We start from the raw sequence: 15,137 nt of genomic DNA, 5'->3' as shown, positions 1-15,137 counted from the left end.
CCCCCCCCCCCCCCCCCCCCCCCCCCCCCCCCCCCCCCCCCCCCCCCCCCCCCCCCCCCCCCCCCCCCCCCCCGGCCCCCTGAACGGCGCGCCGCAAGGCGCGGCGGAACCTTCGGGCCCGGCGCGGCGTCCCTGGACGCCCCCGGCCCGACCGCCCTCCGGCGGCCCGGAACGGGCCCCGCCGCGGCGGCGCAGAGAACGGCAAAGGAACGGGCGCGCGGATGGCCGTCTACATCGTCAGACGACTGGGCACCATGCTCTGGACGCTGCTCCTGGTCAGCGCGCTGGTGTTCTGGATCGTGAACCTGCCCCCCGGGGACTTCCTGTCCAACCAGATCGCGGCGCTCAATGCGTCGGGCGAGGCGGCCTCGGTCGCCAAGGCCGAGTTCCTGATGCAGCAATACGCGCTCGATGCGCCGCTGTGGAAACAGTACCTGATCTGGATGGGGTTCTACCCCGGGCCGAACGGGTTCTCGGGGATCATCCAGGGCGACCTCGGCTGGTCGTTCGAGCTTGACCGCCCGGTCTCGGAAGTCGTGGCCGAGGCGCTGTGGATGACCATCGCGCTGAACTTCTTCGCCATCCTCTTCGTCTACACCGTCGCGCTGCCGCTCGGGGCGATCGCGGCGGTGAAGGCGAACACCTGGATCGACTACCTCGCGACCTTCGTCGGGTATATCGGCCTCGCGACCCCGAACTTCCTGCTCGCGCTCATCCTCTATCACAAGGGCGCGCAATGGTTCGGGCTGCCGGTCGGCGGCCTCATGGGCAAGGAGTTCCTGGACCAGCCGATGAGCTTCGCCAAGCTGCAGGACATCCTGGTCCACATGATCGTGCCGATCATCGTCATCGGCACCTCGGGCATGGCCGCGATGGTGCGCCGGCTGCGGGCCAACCTGCTGGACGAGCTTTCCAAGCCGTACGTCGTCACCGCGCAGGCCAAGGGCGTGGGGCCGGTCAACACGGTGGTGCGCTACCCGCTGCGCATGGCGCTGAACCCGTTCGTCGCGGATATCGGCAACCTGCTGCCCAGCCTCGTCTCCGGCTCGGTCCTCGTCTCGCTGGTGATGGGGCTTCAGACCATCGGGCCGATCCTGCTCGCCGCCCTGCGGTCGCAGGACTACTTCCTCTCGGGGTTCATCCTGCTGTTCGTCTCGGCGCTCACGCTCGTCGGCATGCTGGTCTCGGACCTGCTGCTGGCCGTGCTCGACCCGCGGATCCGCTTTTCGGGGAGGCGCAAATGACCCAAGGCCAGTATGGCGGTCCCGCCGACCCGGACGCGCATTACGTCTCGGACGAGCCCTATGACCGCGTCGCGGACCTGCAGGCGCTGGACCGCAAGGACCTCGACGCCTCGACCCGGGTGCTGATCTGGCGGCGCTTCCGGCGCAACAAGCTGGCGATGGTGTCGGGGCTGTTCCTGCTGCTGCTGTACCTCGCCCTCCCGTTCGCGGGGATGCTGGCGCCCTACGATCCGGCGGCGCGCAATTCCGACGCCATCTTCGCGCCGCCCGAGCACGTGGATTTCTTCACCGCCGGGCATCTCGCGGTGACCTATCCGCTGGAAAGCGCCATCGACATGGAGACGTTCCAGCCAGTCTTCACGCCGGACCTGGAGGATCCGCGGCCGGTGCGCTTCTTCACCTCCTGCGGGGCGTCCTACACCCTGTTCGGGCTGATCGAGACCAGCTTCCGCTTCGTCTGCCCGCCCGAGGGCGCGTCGCTGCACCTGTGGGGCGCGGACCGGCTGGGGCGCGACATCCTCAGCCGCATCATCCACGGCGCGCAGCTGTCGCTGACCGTGGGGCTGATCGGCGTCGCCATCAGCTTCGGCATCGGCATGGTGGTCGGCGGCCTCGCGGGCTATTTCGGCGGCTGGGTCGACGCCATCGTCCAGCGCAGCATTGAGATCGTGCGGTCGATGCCCGAGCTTCCCATCTGGCTCGCGCTCTCGGCCGCGATCCCGCCCAACTGGGGACCGGTGGCGGTGTTCTTCATGATCTCGGCCATCCTCGGGCTGCTCGACTGGCCGGGGCTGGCGCGGGCCGTGCGCTCCAAGTTCCTGAGCTTGCGCGAGGAAGACTACGTGCGCGCGGCCGAGCTGATGGGCGCCTCCACGGGCCGCATCATCGGCGCGCACATGATGCCCAATTTCATGAGCCACCTCGTCGCCTCGGCCACCCTTTCGATCCCGGCGATGATCCTTGGCGAGACCGCGCTGTCGCTGCTCGGGCTCGGGCTGCGGCCGCCGGCGGTCAGCTGGGGGCTGATGCTCAACGACGCGCTCGACCTGACGGCGGTCGAGATCTACCCGTGGCTGCTGGCGCCGATGGCCCCGGTGATCCTGGTGGTGCTGGCGTTCAACTTCCTCGGGGACGGTCTGCGCGACGCGCTCGATCCCTACGCCTGACGCGGGCGGCAAGACGAAAAAAATCCCGGACCGCAAGGGCCCGGGACCAAGTCAGAACGCCGCGAAGTTCTCCGCCGAAACAGGGGGCCGGCAAAAAACCTGTCCCCTTTCCCCGACGGCGAAGGCTTGGGGCCCTTCACCGCGCCCGTCCGTAAAGGCGCCGCCCAAATACGCCCCCAGCGAGGCGACGGGCGGCGCCGACCGGGCCAACATACACCCCCTGCGCCGCCGCGGCGCAAGAAGACAAAATGAACCTTCCCTGTCGGAGTTTCGAAAAATGCGAATTATCCAGGTCACGGACAGCCACGTGGTCCCCGAGGGGCGGCTGTGGAAACAGCGCGTCGACACGGCGGCGACGCTGGCCCGGGCGGTGAGCCGGATCAACACGCTCGGGGCCGACCTGGTGGTGCATACCGGGGACCTGTGCGACGGCGGCGACGCGGCCTCGACCGCCCGCGCCGCGACGATCCTGGCGGGGCTGCGCGCGCCCCTGCGGCTGGTCCCCGGTAACCATGACCGGCGCGCGCTGCTGCGCGCGCATTTCCCCGGGGCGGGCTTCGCGGCGGGGGGCGCGGGCGAGGCGCGGCTCGACTGGACCCATGACGCGGAGGGGCTGCGGATCATCGGCCTCGACACCATCATTCCGGGCGCCACCGGCGGGCGGCTCGACGATGACGGCGCCGCGTTCCTCGAGGGCGCGCTGGCCGGTCCGGGGGGCGCCGGGGGACCGTCGCTGCTGTTCTGCCACCACCCGCCCTGCGCGATGGGCCTGCCCTTCATGGACGCCTGGCCGTTCGAGGGCGCGGCGCGGGCCGAGGCGATCCTCTCGGCCGCGCCGCCGCTGCGGGTGGCCTGCGGGCATGTCCATGCCGACGTGGACCGGACGCTGGCGGGCACGGTGATCGGCGCCTGCCCGCCGCTTTCGCCCCAGATCCCGCATGACGCGGCGCCGGACCGGGCGCTGGGCTTCCTGCTCGAGGCGCCGGCGCTGCGGATCTTCGACTGGGACGCGGATCTCGGGCTGCGGGTGCGCACCATGCCGGTGGATCACGGGCCGGGGCCGTTCTTCTGGTTCGACCCGACCGCGGGCTGAGCGCGGGCTGAGCGCGACTCGGGGAACGGACGGGCTCGGGGGGGCGCCCCCCCCGCTCGCCCGCCCGTGCGCGCCCCGGGACCCGGCGGCGCGGGGCGGCGGGGGCGCGGCAAGGGCGCGCGGGCGCGGGGTGAACCGGGCGCGCCCCCGCGCGCGTATCAGTTCCGAAGCACGGCGGCAGGCGAATGCCGCCCGGTCGGCGGCGCGGCGGAGGCCCGACGACCGCCCGAAACGGAAGGACCGGTGAGAATGATCAGATACGCAGCCACCTGGGGCGCGGCCTTCCTGGTGATTTCGGCCCTCGACGCCGTGGCGCTGACCCAGCTGATCGGCCCCTTCGTGGAGGCCCGCGTCGGCGGCATCCTGCGCGACGACCCGGTGCTGCCCGCCGCCCTCGCCTTCTACCTGCTCTATCCCGCCGCGGTGGTCCATTTCGCCGCAAGCGGCCGCGCCCCCGCCGCGGCGGCCCGGCAGGGCGCGCTGTTCGGCCTGGTGTGCTATGGCGTCTACGAGGCGACCAACATGGCCACCATCTCCGGCTGGACCTGGGGCATGGTCGCGCTCGACCTCGCCTGGGGCGCATTCGTGAGCGCCGTGGGCGCCTTCGCCGCCGCCAGGGCCGCCGCCCGGTTCGGCGCCGCCTGAACGGCGCCCGCCCACGGACAGCCACGGACAGGGAGACCCCCCGCATGACCGACCCCGTCCTGCGCCTCGAGGCGCTGCGCCATGGCTATCCGACGCCGCAGGGGCGCCTCCCGGTGCTGGACGGCGTGGACCTGTCGCTTTCGGGCGGCGAGACGATGGCGCTGACCGGGGAATCCGGGGCCGGGAAATCCACGCTCCTGCACCTCGCCGCCGGGCTGGATACGGCCGAGAGCGGCGTGATCGAGGTCTGCGGCGCCGACATGGCCGGGCGCGACGACGCGGGCCGCGCCGCGCTGCGCCGGGCCCATATCGGGGTGGTGTTCCAGCAGTTCAACCTGGTCCCGTCCCTGCGCGTGGGCGACAACATCGCCTTCCAGGCCCGGCTTGCGGGGCGCGAGGACCCGGGCTGGACGGCCGAGCTGGCGGACCGGCTCGGGCTGTCGCCCCTCCTGTCGCGCTGGCCCGAGGAACTGTCGGGCGGCCAGCAGCAGCGGGCCGCCGTGGGCCGGGCGCTGGCGGCGCGCCCCGCGCTCCTGCTGGCGGACGAGCCGACGGGGAATCTCGACGAGGCCTCGGCCGACGCGGTGATGGAGCTGATGCTCGAGCTGACGCGGACCGCGGGCTGCGCGCTGCTGATGGCGACGCATTCGGCGGCCCTCGCGGCCCGGCTCGGGCGCCGGGCGCAGCTGCGCGGCGGGCGGCTCTGCGACGAGACGGGCGCGGCGGCATGAGCGGGGCGCGCCCCGAGGCGCCGGCGGGCCTGTCGGCGAAGGCCCCCGGGCAGGCCCCCGCGGCGCCCCCCGCGGAGGCCCCCGCCTGGCCCGCCTTCCGCGCCGCGCTCGGCGCGCTGCTCAGCCACTGGCGCAGGCGGCCCGGGCAGCTCCTGGCCCTGCTGGTTGGGCTGATGGCCGCCACCGCGCTCTGGTCCGGGGTGCAGGCGCTGAACGCCGAGGCGCGCAGCAGCTACGCGCGCGCCGCCTCGGCCTTCTCGGGCGCCGATCTTCCGGCGCTGGCCGACCCGCGCGGCGATCCCCTGCCGGACGCCCTGTTCGGCGCGCTGCGCCGCGCGGGGCTGCCGGTCTCGCCCATGATCTCGGGGCGGGTGGAAACCGCGGCGGGGCCGCTGCGGGTGATCGGCCTCGACATCCTCTCCTTGCCCGAGGCCGAGACCCCCGCGGCGCTGCTGGACGGCGGCGGGACCGAGGCCGCGTCGCCCGCGGGCTGGCTGCGCGCGCCCTGGACGGCGCTGCTGGCGCCCGAGACCGCCGCCGCGCTGGGGGTGGAGGATGGCGAGGCCGCGCCGATCCCGGGCGGCGCCCTGCCCCCCGCCGCGATCTCGGCCGACATGGCGCCCGGCGCGCTGCTGGTGGATGTCGGCGCCGCGCAGGCGCTGCTGGGCCGGGCGGGAGAGATCGACCGGCTGCTGGTCGCCGGCGACGTCTCCGCCGAGGCCGCCTCGGCCGCCGCGGGCCGCGCCCTGGTCCTGCGCCCGCCGCCGGAGCGCCCGGACCTCTCGGCGCTGACCGGGTCCTTCCATCTCAACCTCGCCGCTTTCGGCCTGCTGGCCTTCCTCGTCGGCCTCTTCATCACCCATTCCGCCATCGGGCTGGCCTTCGAGCAGCGCCTGCCGCTGATGCGCACGCTGCGCGCCATCGGGGTCTCGGCCCGGATGCTGGCCGCGGCGCTGGCGGCGGAGATCGCGCTGCTGGCGGTCCTCGCCGGGGCCCTGGGGCTGGCGGCGGGATACGCGGTGGCGGGCGCGCTGCTGCCGGACGTCGCCGCCACGCTGCGCGGGCTTTATGGGGCGAGCACGCCGGGCGCGCTGTCCCTGTCGCCCGCCTGGGCCGCGGCGGGGATGGGGATGACGCTGGCGGGCGCCGCGGCGGCCTCGGCCGGGGCGATCGCGCGGGCGGCGCGGCTCTCGCCCCTCGCCGCCGCGCGGCCCGAGGCGTGGCGGGCGGCGCAGTCGCGGACCCTGCGCCGCCAGCGGGCCGCCGCCATCGCCATCGGCGCGGCGGGGGCCGGGGCGGCGGCGCTGCTGCCGGGGCTGCTCTCGGGCTTCGCGCTGATGGCGGCGATCATGCTGAGCGGGGCGCTGCTGCTGCCCTCGGCCCTTGCGTGGCTGCTGGACCGGGGCGCGGCGGCGGCGCGGCGCCCGCTGGCGCAATGGGCCTGGGCGGATGCGCGCCAGCAGCTCTCGGGCCTGTCGCTGGCCCTGATGGCGCTGCTGCTGGCGCTGGCGAGCTCCATCGGCGTGGGCGGCATGGTCGGGGGCTTCCGGGACACGTTCCACGACTGGCTCGACGGGCGGCTCTTCGCGCCGATCTACGTGCAGGCCGGGGATGACGCGGGCCGCGCGCGGCTCGAGGAGATCGCGGAGGAGGCGGGCGGCGCGCTGCTGCCCAACTGGCGCACGGAGGTCCGCATGGAGGGCGCCCCGGTGGAGCTTTACGGCATGTCCGCCGCCCCGCAGATGCGCGCCGCCTGGCCCTTGCTGCGGGCGGAAGGCGGCGCCTGGGACCGGCTGGAAGACGGGACCGGGGCGATGGTGTCGGAGCAGTTCATGCGGCGCAGCGGCCTCGGCCCCGGCGACCGGGTGACGATCCCGGCGCCGGGCGGAGACGCGCGCTTCGACGTGGTGGCGGTGTTCGCCGATTACGGCAACCCGAAGGGCCAGCTGCGGCTGTCGGCCGAGCGCCTCTCGGCCCTCCATCCCGGCCTCGACCGCTCCCGCTTCGCCATCGCCGCCGAAGACCCGGCGGCGGTGCTGGACACGCTGCGGGCCGAGGGGTTCGAGGCCGCCGACCAGGCCGCCGTGAAGGCCGAGAGCCGCCGGATCTTCGAGCGGACCTTCGCCGTGACCGCGGCGCTCGACGCGCTGACGCTGGGGGTGGCGGGGGCGGCGCTGCTGACGGCGCTGGCGACGCTGGCCTCGGCAAGGCTGCCGCTGACGGCGCCGGTCTGGGCCATGGGCGTCACGCGGCGGCGCATCGCGGCGCTGGAGCTGGGGCGGACCGTGGCGCTGGCGCTGGCCACCGCGGCGCTGGCGATCCCGCTGGGCGTGGCGCTGGCCTGGGTGCTGGCGGCGGTGGTGAACCCGGCGGCCTTCGGCTGGCGGCTGCCGCTGCACCTCTATCCCGGCGACTGGCTGCGGCTGGCGCTGCTGGCCGCGGCGGCGGCGGCGCTGGCCGCCCTGCCCTCGGCCCGCGCGCTGGCGCGAATGGCGCCCGCCCGCCTGCTGGCCCGGTTCGCGGGGGAGAGATGATGACCGACACACAAACCCACACCCACACCCACGCCCATGCCCTTTCCCGCCGCCGTGCGCTGGCGCTGCTGGCCGCGGCCGCCCTGCCGGGCCGCGCCCTCGCACAGGGCTATGCGGGGCTCGCCTCGGACGCCGAGGGCTACCTTCTGCCCAGCCCCGACACGGTGCTGACCTTCCCCGCCGACCACGCCCCCCACCCCGGTTTCCGGATCGAGTGGTGGTACATCACCGCCAATCTCTCGGGCCCCGATGGCGAGGCGTTCGGCATCCAGTGGACCCTGTTCCGCCAGGCGATCGCCCCGCCGGGCGCGGGCGCGGCCTCGGGCTGGCAGGCGCCGGACGTGTGGCTCGCCCATGCGGCGTCGACCTCGGCCGGCGCGCATCGCTTCGCCGAGAAGATCGCCCGCGGGGGCGTCGGCCAGGCGGGCGCGGTCCTCGGCCCGCCCTTCGATGCGTGGATCGACGACTGGCGGCTGACCGGGCCGGACCTGGCGGGCCGGGACGGGGCGTTGCGGCTGTCGGCCCATGGGGACGGCTTCGCCTATGACCTCGCGCTCGCCGCCGACGGGCCGCTGGCCTTGCATGGCGGCAATGGGTTCTCGGTCAAATCCGACGGCGGGCAAGCCTCGCACTACTATTCCCAACCCTGGTACGACGCCCGCGGCACGCTGGCGCTGGAGGGGCGGGAGGTCCCGGTGACGGGCCGCGCCTGGCTCGACCGCGAATGGTCCTCTCAGCCGCTGAGCGCCGACCAGGAGGGGTGGGACTGGTTCTCGCTCCGCCTGCAATCGGGCGACTGCCTGATGGTCTACCGGCTGCGGCACGCGAAGGGGAACCACCACCTCTCGGGCAGCTGGATCCACCGCGGCGGGCGGTCCGAGCCGCTGGGGCCGGGGGATCTCGCGCTGACCCGCCTGGCGGCCTCGATGGTGGAGGGGCGGGAGATCCCGACGCGCTGGCGCATCAGCGTCCATGGGCGGATCGAGACCGAGGTCGAGGCGCTGAACCCGAACGCGCTGATGGCGACCCGGTTCGACTACTGGGAAGGGCCGGTCGAGGGGACCGGCGGCGTCATCGGCTACATGGAGCTGGTGGGCTACTGACCCGCCCCATGGCCCGTCACTTGCGCCAGAAGGCCACCGTGAACAGCACGTAGACCGAGACCAGCTCGAGCCGCCCGACCAGCATCGCGGCCGAGAGCAGCCATTTCGCCGAATCCGACAGCGGCGCGAAATTGCCCGCCGGCCCGATGATGTCCCCGAGACCGGGGCCGACATTGGCCAGCGCCGTCGCCGCCCCAGACACCGCCGTCACCGTGTCATAGCCCATCATCCCCAGCGCCACGGCCACGAAGCCCAGCGTCAGGAAGAACATGAACATGAAGGACATGACCGAGCCGAACAGCTCGTCATCCACCACCCGCCCTTCATAGCGCGGGCGGAACACCCCGTGGGGCGAGTGGATGCGCCGGATATGCGCCGCGATCGCCGCGAACACGATCTGGTAGCGGAACACCTTCACCGAGCAGCAGGTCGAGCCCGCGCAGCCGCCGATCATGCCCGCGATGAAGATGATCGCCGCGGGGAACGGCCCCCAGGCGTTGTAATCGGCCGAGGCGTAGCCGCAGCCGGTCAGCACCGAGGTGGCGTTGAACAGCGCCTTGCGGAAGGCCAGCTCGGGATCCGTGATCACGCCCATGGACATGATCCAGAACGTGATCACAAGGGTGATCGTCGCCATGATCGCGAGGAAGGCGCGCACCTGCTTGTCGCGCCAGATCGGCTCGGCCTCGCCCGAGGCGAGCTGGATCAGCCGCACGAAGGGCAGGCTCGCCACCGTCATGCCCACCACGGCCACGTATTCCGAGGCTGCGCCGAGATCGCCGAAGCTTTCGTCCGAGGTCGCGAAACCGCCGGTGGAGATGGTGGTGAAGGCGTGGACCACCGAGTCGTAAGCGCTCTGCCCCGCCGCGGCGTAGGCGGCCGCGGTCAGCGCCGTCAGCGCGGCGTAGAGCCAGGAGATCGAGGCCGCGATCTCGCCCGCCCGCGGCAGCACCTTGCCGAAGGTCTCGAAGGACTCGGAGCGGAAGATCTGCATGCCGCCGACCTGCATCGCCGGCAGGAAGCCGAGGGCGACGACGACGATGCCGAGCCCGCCCATCCATTGCAGCTCGGCCCGCCACAGGTTCACCGCCGGCGGCAGCGCGTCGAGGCCGGTGAACACGGTCGACCCGGTGGTGGTCAGGCCCGACATCGCCTCGAAATACGCGTCGGCGGCCGAGGCGCCGGGGGCGCCGAGCATGAAGGGCAGCGCGCCGAAGACCGGCAGCAGGGCCCAGGAGAAGACGGTGAGGATGAAGGTCTGCTGGAGCGTGAGGCCCTGCCCCGCGCGCGTCTTGCAGGTCAGCGCCATCGCCGCGCCCGAGAGGATGGTGATGAAGGCCGACAGCGCGAAGGCGCGCCAGTTGGGGTCGTCGTCGATGAAATCGAGGGTGAGCGGCATGATCATCGACGCGCCCAGGAGCACGGTCAGCAGGCCGATCACGTAGAAGGGGGGGCGCAGGTCGATCATTTGTCGAGACTGTCCGCTGCGGCGCGGCGCCTGTCAACGCCGCGCGGGCGCGCTTGGGGCCGCAGGCGGCGCGGCCGATCCCTCGGCGCCCCCGACGCGCCACGCCCGCCGCGGGCGCAACAGACGCGCGTCGGGGGGTCCCAGGGGGGCGCCGCCCCCCTGGGCGGGGGCCGGCGCACTGCGACGCCGGGCGGCAGCCCCCGCCACTCACCCCAGCGCCGCCGGAACCGGCGCGGGCCCGAGGCAGGTCATCCCGTCCCGATCCGCCGCCTCGGCCCAGTCCGCGATGCTGCGCCCGCCGATCTCCAGCCCCGGCGCGATCTCGGCCAGCGGGACCAGCACGAAGGCCCGGTCCAGCATCCGCGGGTGCGGCAGCTCCAGCCCCGGCTCATTCACCGCCCCGGCGCCGTGCCACAGAAGGTCGAGATCGATCAGCCGCGGCCCCCAGCGGCGCGCCTTGTCGCGCGCCCGCCCGAGGGCCGCCTCGATCCCCAGCAGGGTCTCGAGCAGCGCCCGCGGGGCCAGCGTCGTCTCCACCAGCGCGCAGGCGTTGAGGAACGGGGCCTGGTCGGTGTCGCCCCAGGGCGGCGTCTCCCAGGCCGAGGAGGCGGCGAGCAGGCGCAGGCCCTCGGCCCCTTCCAGCCCCGCCAGCGCGCCCGCGAGGGCCGCCTGCCGCTCGCCGATATTGCCGCCGATGCCGATGGCCGCGCGGTGCAGGGTCATGCGCTCTCTCCCGCGTTGTCGGGGCCGAGGCCCTCGAACTCCGCCAGGTCCTGCCGGACGCGCAGGATGCGCACCTCGGCATGCTCGAAGATCGCCTCGACCGGCGCGGCGGGCTTGCGCACCGCGACCTCCACCGCCGCCAGCGCCGGGAAGGCGCGCAAGAGCGCCATCGCCACGCCCTCCGCCGCCGCCTCGATCAGCGCCTTGCGCTCGGCGAAGGCGGCCTCGGCCACGGCGACCATGGCGCCGTAATCCACCGCCTGCTCCAACGCGTCGGAGCGCCCCGCCGGGCGGGTGTCGAGATGCGCCACGAGGTCGAGCGAGAAGCGCTGGCCGAGCCGCGCCTCCTCCTCGTGCACGCCGTGGCGGGCGAAGAGGCGCAGCCCGTGGATCGCCACCCGGTCGCGGGCGCGCGGGGCCGCATGGGCCGGGGCGCCGGAATCCGCGGCGGCGAAGGCCTGCGGGTCGGAGAAGGTGTTCATGCGCGTGTCTCCCGAAACGGCGCGAAGGGTCTGGGCGAGGTCAGGGGTCAGGGGGCGGAACCGGGGGCGGCGCCGATGCCCGCGGCGCGGGCGGCGCGCAGCCCGGCGGCGACGCGCATGGCGTCGGCATGGGCGGCGGCGTCATGGGCGCGGATCACGTCCGCCCCCTCCATCGCCGCGATGGCATGGAGCGCGAGGGTCCCCGCGTCCCGGTCCTTCCCGGCATCCCCGATCAGCGATGCGATCAGCCGCTTGCGCGAGGCGCCGATCAGCACCGGCAGGCCGAATGCGCGCCGCAGGAAGCCCGGGTCGGCGCAGAGGGCGGCGTTCTGCGCCATGCTCTTGCCGAAGCCCACGCCGGGGTCGAGCGCGAGGCGCGACCGCGGCACGCCCGCGGCCTCGGCGATCTCGAGGCTGCGGGACAGGAAGGCGCGGATCTCGTCCTCGATGTCGCCGCAGGGGGGCGCGTCATGGGGGCGGTTGTGCATCAGCACCGCGTGGGCGCCCGCGCGGGCGGCGACCTCGGCGATGCGCGTCTCGCGCTGGAAACCCCAGACATCGTTGACGATGCGCGCGCCCGCCTCCAGCGCCGCCTCGGCGGTCGCGGCCTTGAAGGTGTCGATGCTGATCGGGATCGAAAGCTCGGCGGCCAGCGCGCGGATCACCGGGACCACGCGGGCGATCTCCTCGGCCTCGGGGACGGGCTCGGCCCCGGGGCGGGTGGATTCGCCGCCGATGTCGAGGATGTCGGCCCCCTCGGCCGCCAGCCTGCGCCCCTGCGCCAGCGCCGCTTCCGGGGTGATGTAGCGCCCGCCATCCGAGAAGCTGTCCGGCGTGACGTTGAGCACCGCCATCAGCAGCGGCCGGTCGGGCCGGTGCAGAAGGGAGGCGCCGTCGGGGACGCAGAGGGGAGTCGGATCGTGCATGGGCGCGGGTTGTACCGGCCCGCCCCGCCCGGCGCCAGACACGGAACGGCGCCCCGGGGGCCTTGGGCGACACGCCCGGCCCCGGGCCCGGCGGCGCAGCCGCCCGCGGCCGCGAGAGGGGGGCCCGCGCCCCCGAGCGGCCGCACGCGCGCCGGGAGAGGAGGGCGCGCAAGGGGGAAAGCCGCGGCCCCCCGTGGGGCGGGGGCGCCGCGACCCCCGGCCGGGATCACCCGCGCGAGACGGGGTTCCCGACCAGGTCCATGAACTCGCGCCGCAGGGCGCGGTCCTCGGCGAAGGCGCCGGTCATCTTGGTGGTGACCATCGACACGCCGTGCTTGTGCACGCCCCGGGTCGACATGCAGTGATGCTCGCCCTCGAGGCACACCGCCACGCCGCGCGGGCGCAGCGCGCCCTCGATGGCGGCGGCGATCTGGGCGGTCATCTTCTCCTGCACCTGCAGCCGCTTGCCATAGGCCTCGACCACGCGGGCGAGCTTGGAGATGCCGACCACCCGGTCCGTCGGAAGGTAGGCGACATGCGCCTTGCCGATGATCGGGGCGAGGTGATGCTCGCAATGGCTCTCGAAGCGGATGTCGCGCAGAAGCACCATCTCGTCATAGCCCTCGACCTCCTCGAAGGTGCGGGCGAGCAGCGCCTCGGGGTCCTCGGCATAGCCCTTGAACCACTCGCCCCAGGCGCGGGCGACGCGGGCGGGGGTGTCGAGCAGCCCCTCGCGGTCCGGGTCGTCCCCGGCCCAGGACAGGAGCGTGCGGACGGCGGCCTCGGCCTCCTCCCGGCTCGGGCGGTCGGCGAGATGTGCGGGGGCGAAGCCGGGCGCGGGGTGGTTCATGGGGGCTCTCCTGTCGGTGGGGCGACGGCTGCGGTCAGGACGTGTCGTTCTGGCTTGGCGTTCTGGGCTTGGTACGCGCGCGCCGCCGGAACGGATCACGCGCAGGGGGCGCCGGGGCGAATCACGTTCGCGTCACGCCGCCCGGGCGATGGTGGCGAGGTAAGACGAAGCCGACGCTTGTCCATGTCGGTCCGCGCCGCCCCGCGCGCTCCATGCGACCCCGGCAGGCCCCGCCGGCGGCGCAAGGCCCCGAAGGACCCACGCGATGCCCCGCGCCGTCCGCCTCCACACCGCCCCGTCCGATCCGCGCCTGCAGGCCCGGCGCCGCGCCGTCGCCGGTCCCGGCGCCGCCGCCGATCCGGGCCTGCGCGCCGATCTCGTCCGCGCGGCGCGGCCCCTGTCCCGCCCAGCGCGGCTGCGGCGCACGGGGCCGGCGGCGGCGGCGGCCGCCGCCGCCATCGCGCTGGGCGTCGCGCCGCTGATCGCGATCCTGCCCGAACCGGGCGCGGCGGGCCCGGCCTTCGCCGCCTCGCCCGAACAGCAGGTCGCGCTGCAGATCCGCGCCCAGGGCCGCCTCCAGGGCATGCGCCCGAGCCGCTGAGGCCGCCGCCCCCGCTCAGACCCGCAAAACGAACCGACCGGCGCGGGCCGCCCCGCGCCGGTCGCGTCGCTCATCGCGCAGGGCGGGCGTGCCGCCCACCCCGCCAGTCCTCAGCCCGCCGCGGCGGCGTCGAGCCCGCGCAGCACGTCGGCCACCAGGTCCTCGGGCGCTTCCAGCCCCAGCGACAGGCGCACCAGGCCGGGGGCGATCCCCAGCTCCAGCCGCTGCTCTTCGCTCAGCCGCTGGTGGGTGGTGGTCGAGGGGTGGGTGACCAGCGATTTCGCGTCGCCGAGATTGTTGGAGATCTTCACCACCTCGAGCGCGTTGAGGAAGCGGAACGCCCCCTCTTCGCCGCCCGCGACCTCGATGGCGACGACGGTGCCGAAGCCGGACATCTGCTTCTTCGCCAGGTCGTGCTGGGGGTGATCCTCGCGCCCCGGATAGAGGACCTTCACCGCGGCGCCATGCGCGGCGGCGGCGTCGGCCACCTGCGCGGCGGCGCGGGCCTGCGCCTCGACCCGCAGGTGCAGCGTCTCGAGCCCCTTGAGCATCACCCAGGCGTTGAACGGCGACAGCGCGGCCCCGGCGTGCTTGATGTAGGGCTCCAGCTCGCCGCGGATGAACTCCTGGCTCCCGAGCACGATGCCGCCGAGGCAGCGCCCCTGCCCGTCCACGTGCTTGGTGGTGGAGTAGACGACCACGTCCGCGCCCAGCTCAAGCGGCTTCTGGAACAGGGGCGTGGCGAAGACGTTGTCGATCACCAGCCGCGCGCCGACGGAATGCACGATCTCGGCCACCGCGGCGACGTCGATCAGCTCCAGCGTCGGGTTCGAGGGGCTCTCGATGAAGGCCGCCTTCGTGTTCGGGCGGATCGCGGCGCGCCATTCATCGAGGTTCGGGCCGTCGACCAGCGTGGTCTCGACCCCGAAGCGCGGCAGCAGGGTCTCGACGATATAGAGGCACGACCCGAACAGCGCCTTCGAGGCCACCAAGTGATCCCCGGCCTTCAGCTGGCAGATCAGCGCCGCGTGGACGGCGGCCATCCCCGAGGCGCAGGCGAAGCCGTCCTCGGCCCCCTCCAGCAGCGCCATGCGCTTTTCGAACATGCCCACGGTGGGGTTGCCGTAGCGGGCGTAGATATAGCCCGGGATCTCGCCGGTGAAGCGCGCCTTGGCGGTCTCGGCGTCCGGGTAGACGAAGCCCTGGGTGAGGAACAGCGCCTCGGACACCTCGCCGAACTGCGAGCGGTCGACGCCGCCATGCACCATCTGGGTCCGGGGGCTGAGCGTGCGGTCGTTGGAATCGGTCATCGGGTTCATATCGGGGGGCGCGCCCCCGCTCCTCGGCTCTGGTCCCGACCGTGAGATCGGGAAGGAACCGGGCGCCTGCCCGTCGACCCGACCTTTTAGCGGCATGTTTACCGTGGCCCGCAATCCGGTCACAAATCGCCACGGCCGCGGGTCTAGGCCCGCGCGCGATCCCCGTCAACGGGAGATTCCCGGGGTTTCACAGGGTTTTGGCGGGATATCCGTCGAATTTTCACCTTGTTGAAACCAGTCTGTCGTCAAATG

General features: G+C 74.0%; 14 protein-coding genes and 1 riboswitch. Of the genes, 8 read left to right on the top strand and 6 right to left on the bottom strand.

Annotated features, from left to right (window positions below):
* Positions 1-221 precede the first annotated feature (221 nt).
* The 7 genes from ACQ5SO_RS16560 (at position 222) to ACQ5SO_RS16530 (ending at position 8,516) form a co-directional block, all read left to right on the top strand.
* Positions 222-1,244 (top strand): ABC transporter permease, encoded by a 1,023-nt coding sequence (locus tag ACQ5SO_RS16560; protein ID WP_430942738.1) that lies wholly within the window; start codon positions 222-224, stop codon positions 1,242-1,244.
* Positions 1,241-2,410, top strand: a complete 1,170-nt coding sequence (locus tag ACQ5SO_RS16555; RefSeq protein WP_430942737.1) for an ABC transporter permease — start codon at positions 1,241-1,243, stop codon at positions 2,408-2,410. The genes ACQ5SO_RS16560 and ACQ5SO_RS16555 overlap by 4 nt, the downstream gene beginning before the upstream one ends.
* Positions 2,411-2,687: 277 nt before the next feature.
* Complete coding sequence (locus ACQ5SO_RS16550) at positions 2,688-3,503, top strand: metallophosphoesterase (protein WP_430942736.1); 816 nt, start codon at positions 2,688-2,690, stop codon at positions 3,501-3,503.
* A 249-nt stretch (positions 3,504-3,752) separates the two neighbouring features.
* The gene (locus tag ACQ5SO_RS16545) at positions 3,753-4,148 is read left to right on the top strand and encodes a DUF2177 family protein (RefSeq protein ID WP_430942735.1); all 396 of its coding nucleotides are present in this window, start codon (positions 3,753-3,755) and stop codon (positions 4,146-4,148) included.
* A gap of 44 nt (positions 4,149-4,192) precedes the next feature.
* On the top strand, positions 4,193-4,879 hold the full coding sequence (locus tag ACQ5SO_RS16540; RefSeq protein WP_430942734.1) for an ABC transporter ATP-binding protein: 687 nt from the start codon (positions 4,193-4,195) through the stop codon (positions 4,877-4,879).
* Positions 4,876-7,413, top strand: coding sequence for an FtsX-like permease family protein (locus ACQ5SO_RS16535; RefSeq protein ID WP_430942733.1), 2,538 nt, complete (start codon positions 4,876-4,878; stop codon positions 7,411-7,413). The genes ACQ5SO_RS16540 and ACQ5SO_RS16535 overlap by 4 nt, the downstream gene beginning before the upstream one ends.
* Positions 7,413-8,516, top strand: a complete 1,104-nt coding sequence (locus tag ACQ5SO_RS16530) for a lipocalin-like domain-containing protein (protein ID WP_430942732.1) — start codon at positions 7,413-7,415, stop codon at positions 8,514-8,516. Before ACQ5SO_RS16535 ends, ACQ5SO_RS16530 begins: the two co-directional genes overlap by 1 nt.
* Before the next feature lie 16 nt (positions 8,517-8,532).
* Here the strand turns inward: ACQ5SO_RS16530 and ACQ5SO_RS16525 are convergent, their stop codons facing one another.
* From ACQ5SO_RS16525 to folE, 5 genes are all read right to left on the bottom strand, one after another.
* Positions 8,533-9,984 (bottom strand): TrkH family potassium uptake protein, encoded by a 1,452-nt coding sequence (locus ACQ5SO_RS16525; protein ID WP_430942731.1) that lies wholly within the window; start codon positions 9,982-9,984, stop codon positions 8,533-8,535.
* 207 nt (positions 9,985-10,191) lie between these two features.
* A complete protein-coding gene (gene folK, locus ACQ5SO_RS16520) occupies positions 10,192-10,707 on the bottom strand; it encodes a 2-amino-4-hydroxy-6-hydroxymethyldihydropteridine diphosphokinase (RefSeq protein WP_430942730.1) in 516 nt (171 codons plus the stop codon).
* Positions 10,704-11,189, bottom strand: coding sequence for a dihydroneopterin aldolase (folB, locus tag ACQ5SO_RS16515; RefSeq protein WP_430942729.1), 486 nt, complete (start codon positions 11,187-11,189; stop codon positions 10,704-10,706). The genes folK and folB overlap by 4 nt, the downstream gene beginning before the upstream one ends.
* A gap of 47 nt (positions 11,190-11,236) precedes the next feature.
* Positions 11,237-12,115 carry a dihydropteroate synthase gene (gene folP, locus ACQ5SO_RS16510; RefSeq protein WP_430942728.1) on the bottom strand — a complete coding sequence of 293 codons (879 nt, stop codon included), beginning with the start codon at positions 12,113-12,115 and terminating at the stop codon, positions 11,237-11,239.
* A gap of 226 nt (positions 12,116-12,341) precedes the next feature.
* Positions 12,342-12,965 carry a GTP cyclohydrolase I FolE gene (folE, locus tag ACQ5SO_RS16505; protein WP_430942727.1) on the bottom strand — a complete coding sequence of 208 codons (624 nt, stop codon included), beginning with the start codon at positions 12,963-12,965 and terminating at the stop codon, positions 12,342-12,344.
* A 265-nt stretch (positions 12,966-13,230) separates the two neighbouring features.
* Between folE and ACQ5SO_RS16500 the strand changes: the two genes are divergently transcribed.
* Positions 13,231-13,566: a hypothetical protein gene (locus ACQ5SO_RS16500; protein WP_430942726.1), complete on the top strand. Its 336-nt coding sequence runs from the start codon at positions 13,231-13,233 to the stop codon at positions 13,564-13,566.
* A 110-nt stretch (positions 13,567-13,676) separates the two neighbouring features.
* Here the strand turns inward: ACQ5SO_RS16500 and metZ are convergent, their stop codons facing one another.
* Positions 13,677-14,876, bottom strand: a complete 1,200-nt coding sequence (metZ, locus tag ACQ5SO_RS16495; protein WP_430942725.1) for an O-succinylhomoserine sulfhydrylase — start codon at positions 14,874-14,876, stop codon at positions 13,677-13,679.
* Between the two features lie 75 nt (positions 14,877-14,951).
* Positions 14,952-15,028: riboswitch (SAM riboswitch) on the bottom strand.
* Positions 15,029-15,137: the final 109 nt, after the last annotated feature.

Origin of the sequence: Rhodovulum sp. DZ06 (genome assembly GCF_050586345.1) — a bacterium.
GTDB lineage: Bacteria > Pseudomonadota > Alphaproteobacteria > Rhodobacterales > Rhodobacteraceae > JBOCEF01.
The sequence above is the reverse complement of the archived record's forward strand: the minus strand, read 5'-3'. Positions and strand labels throughout refer to the sequence as shown.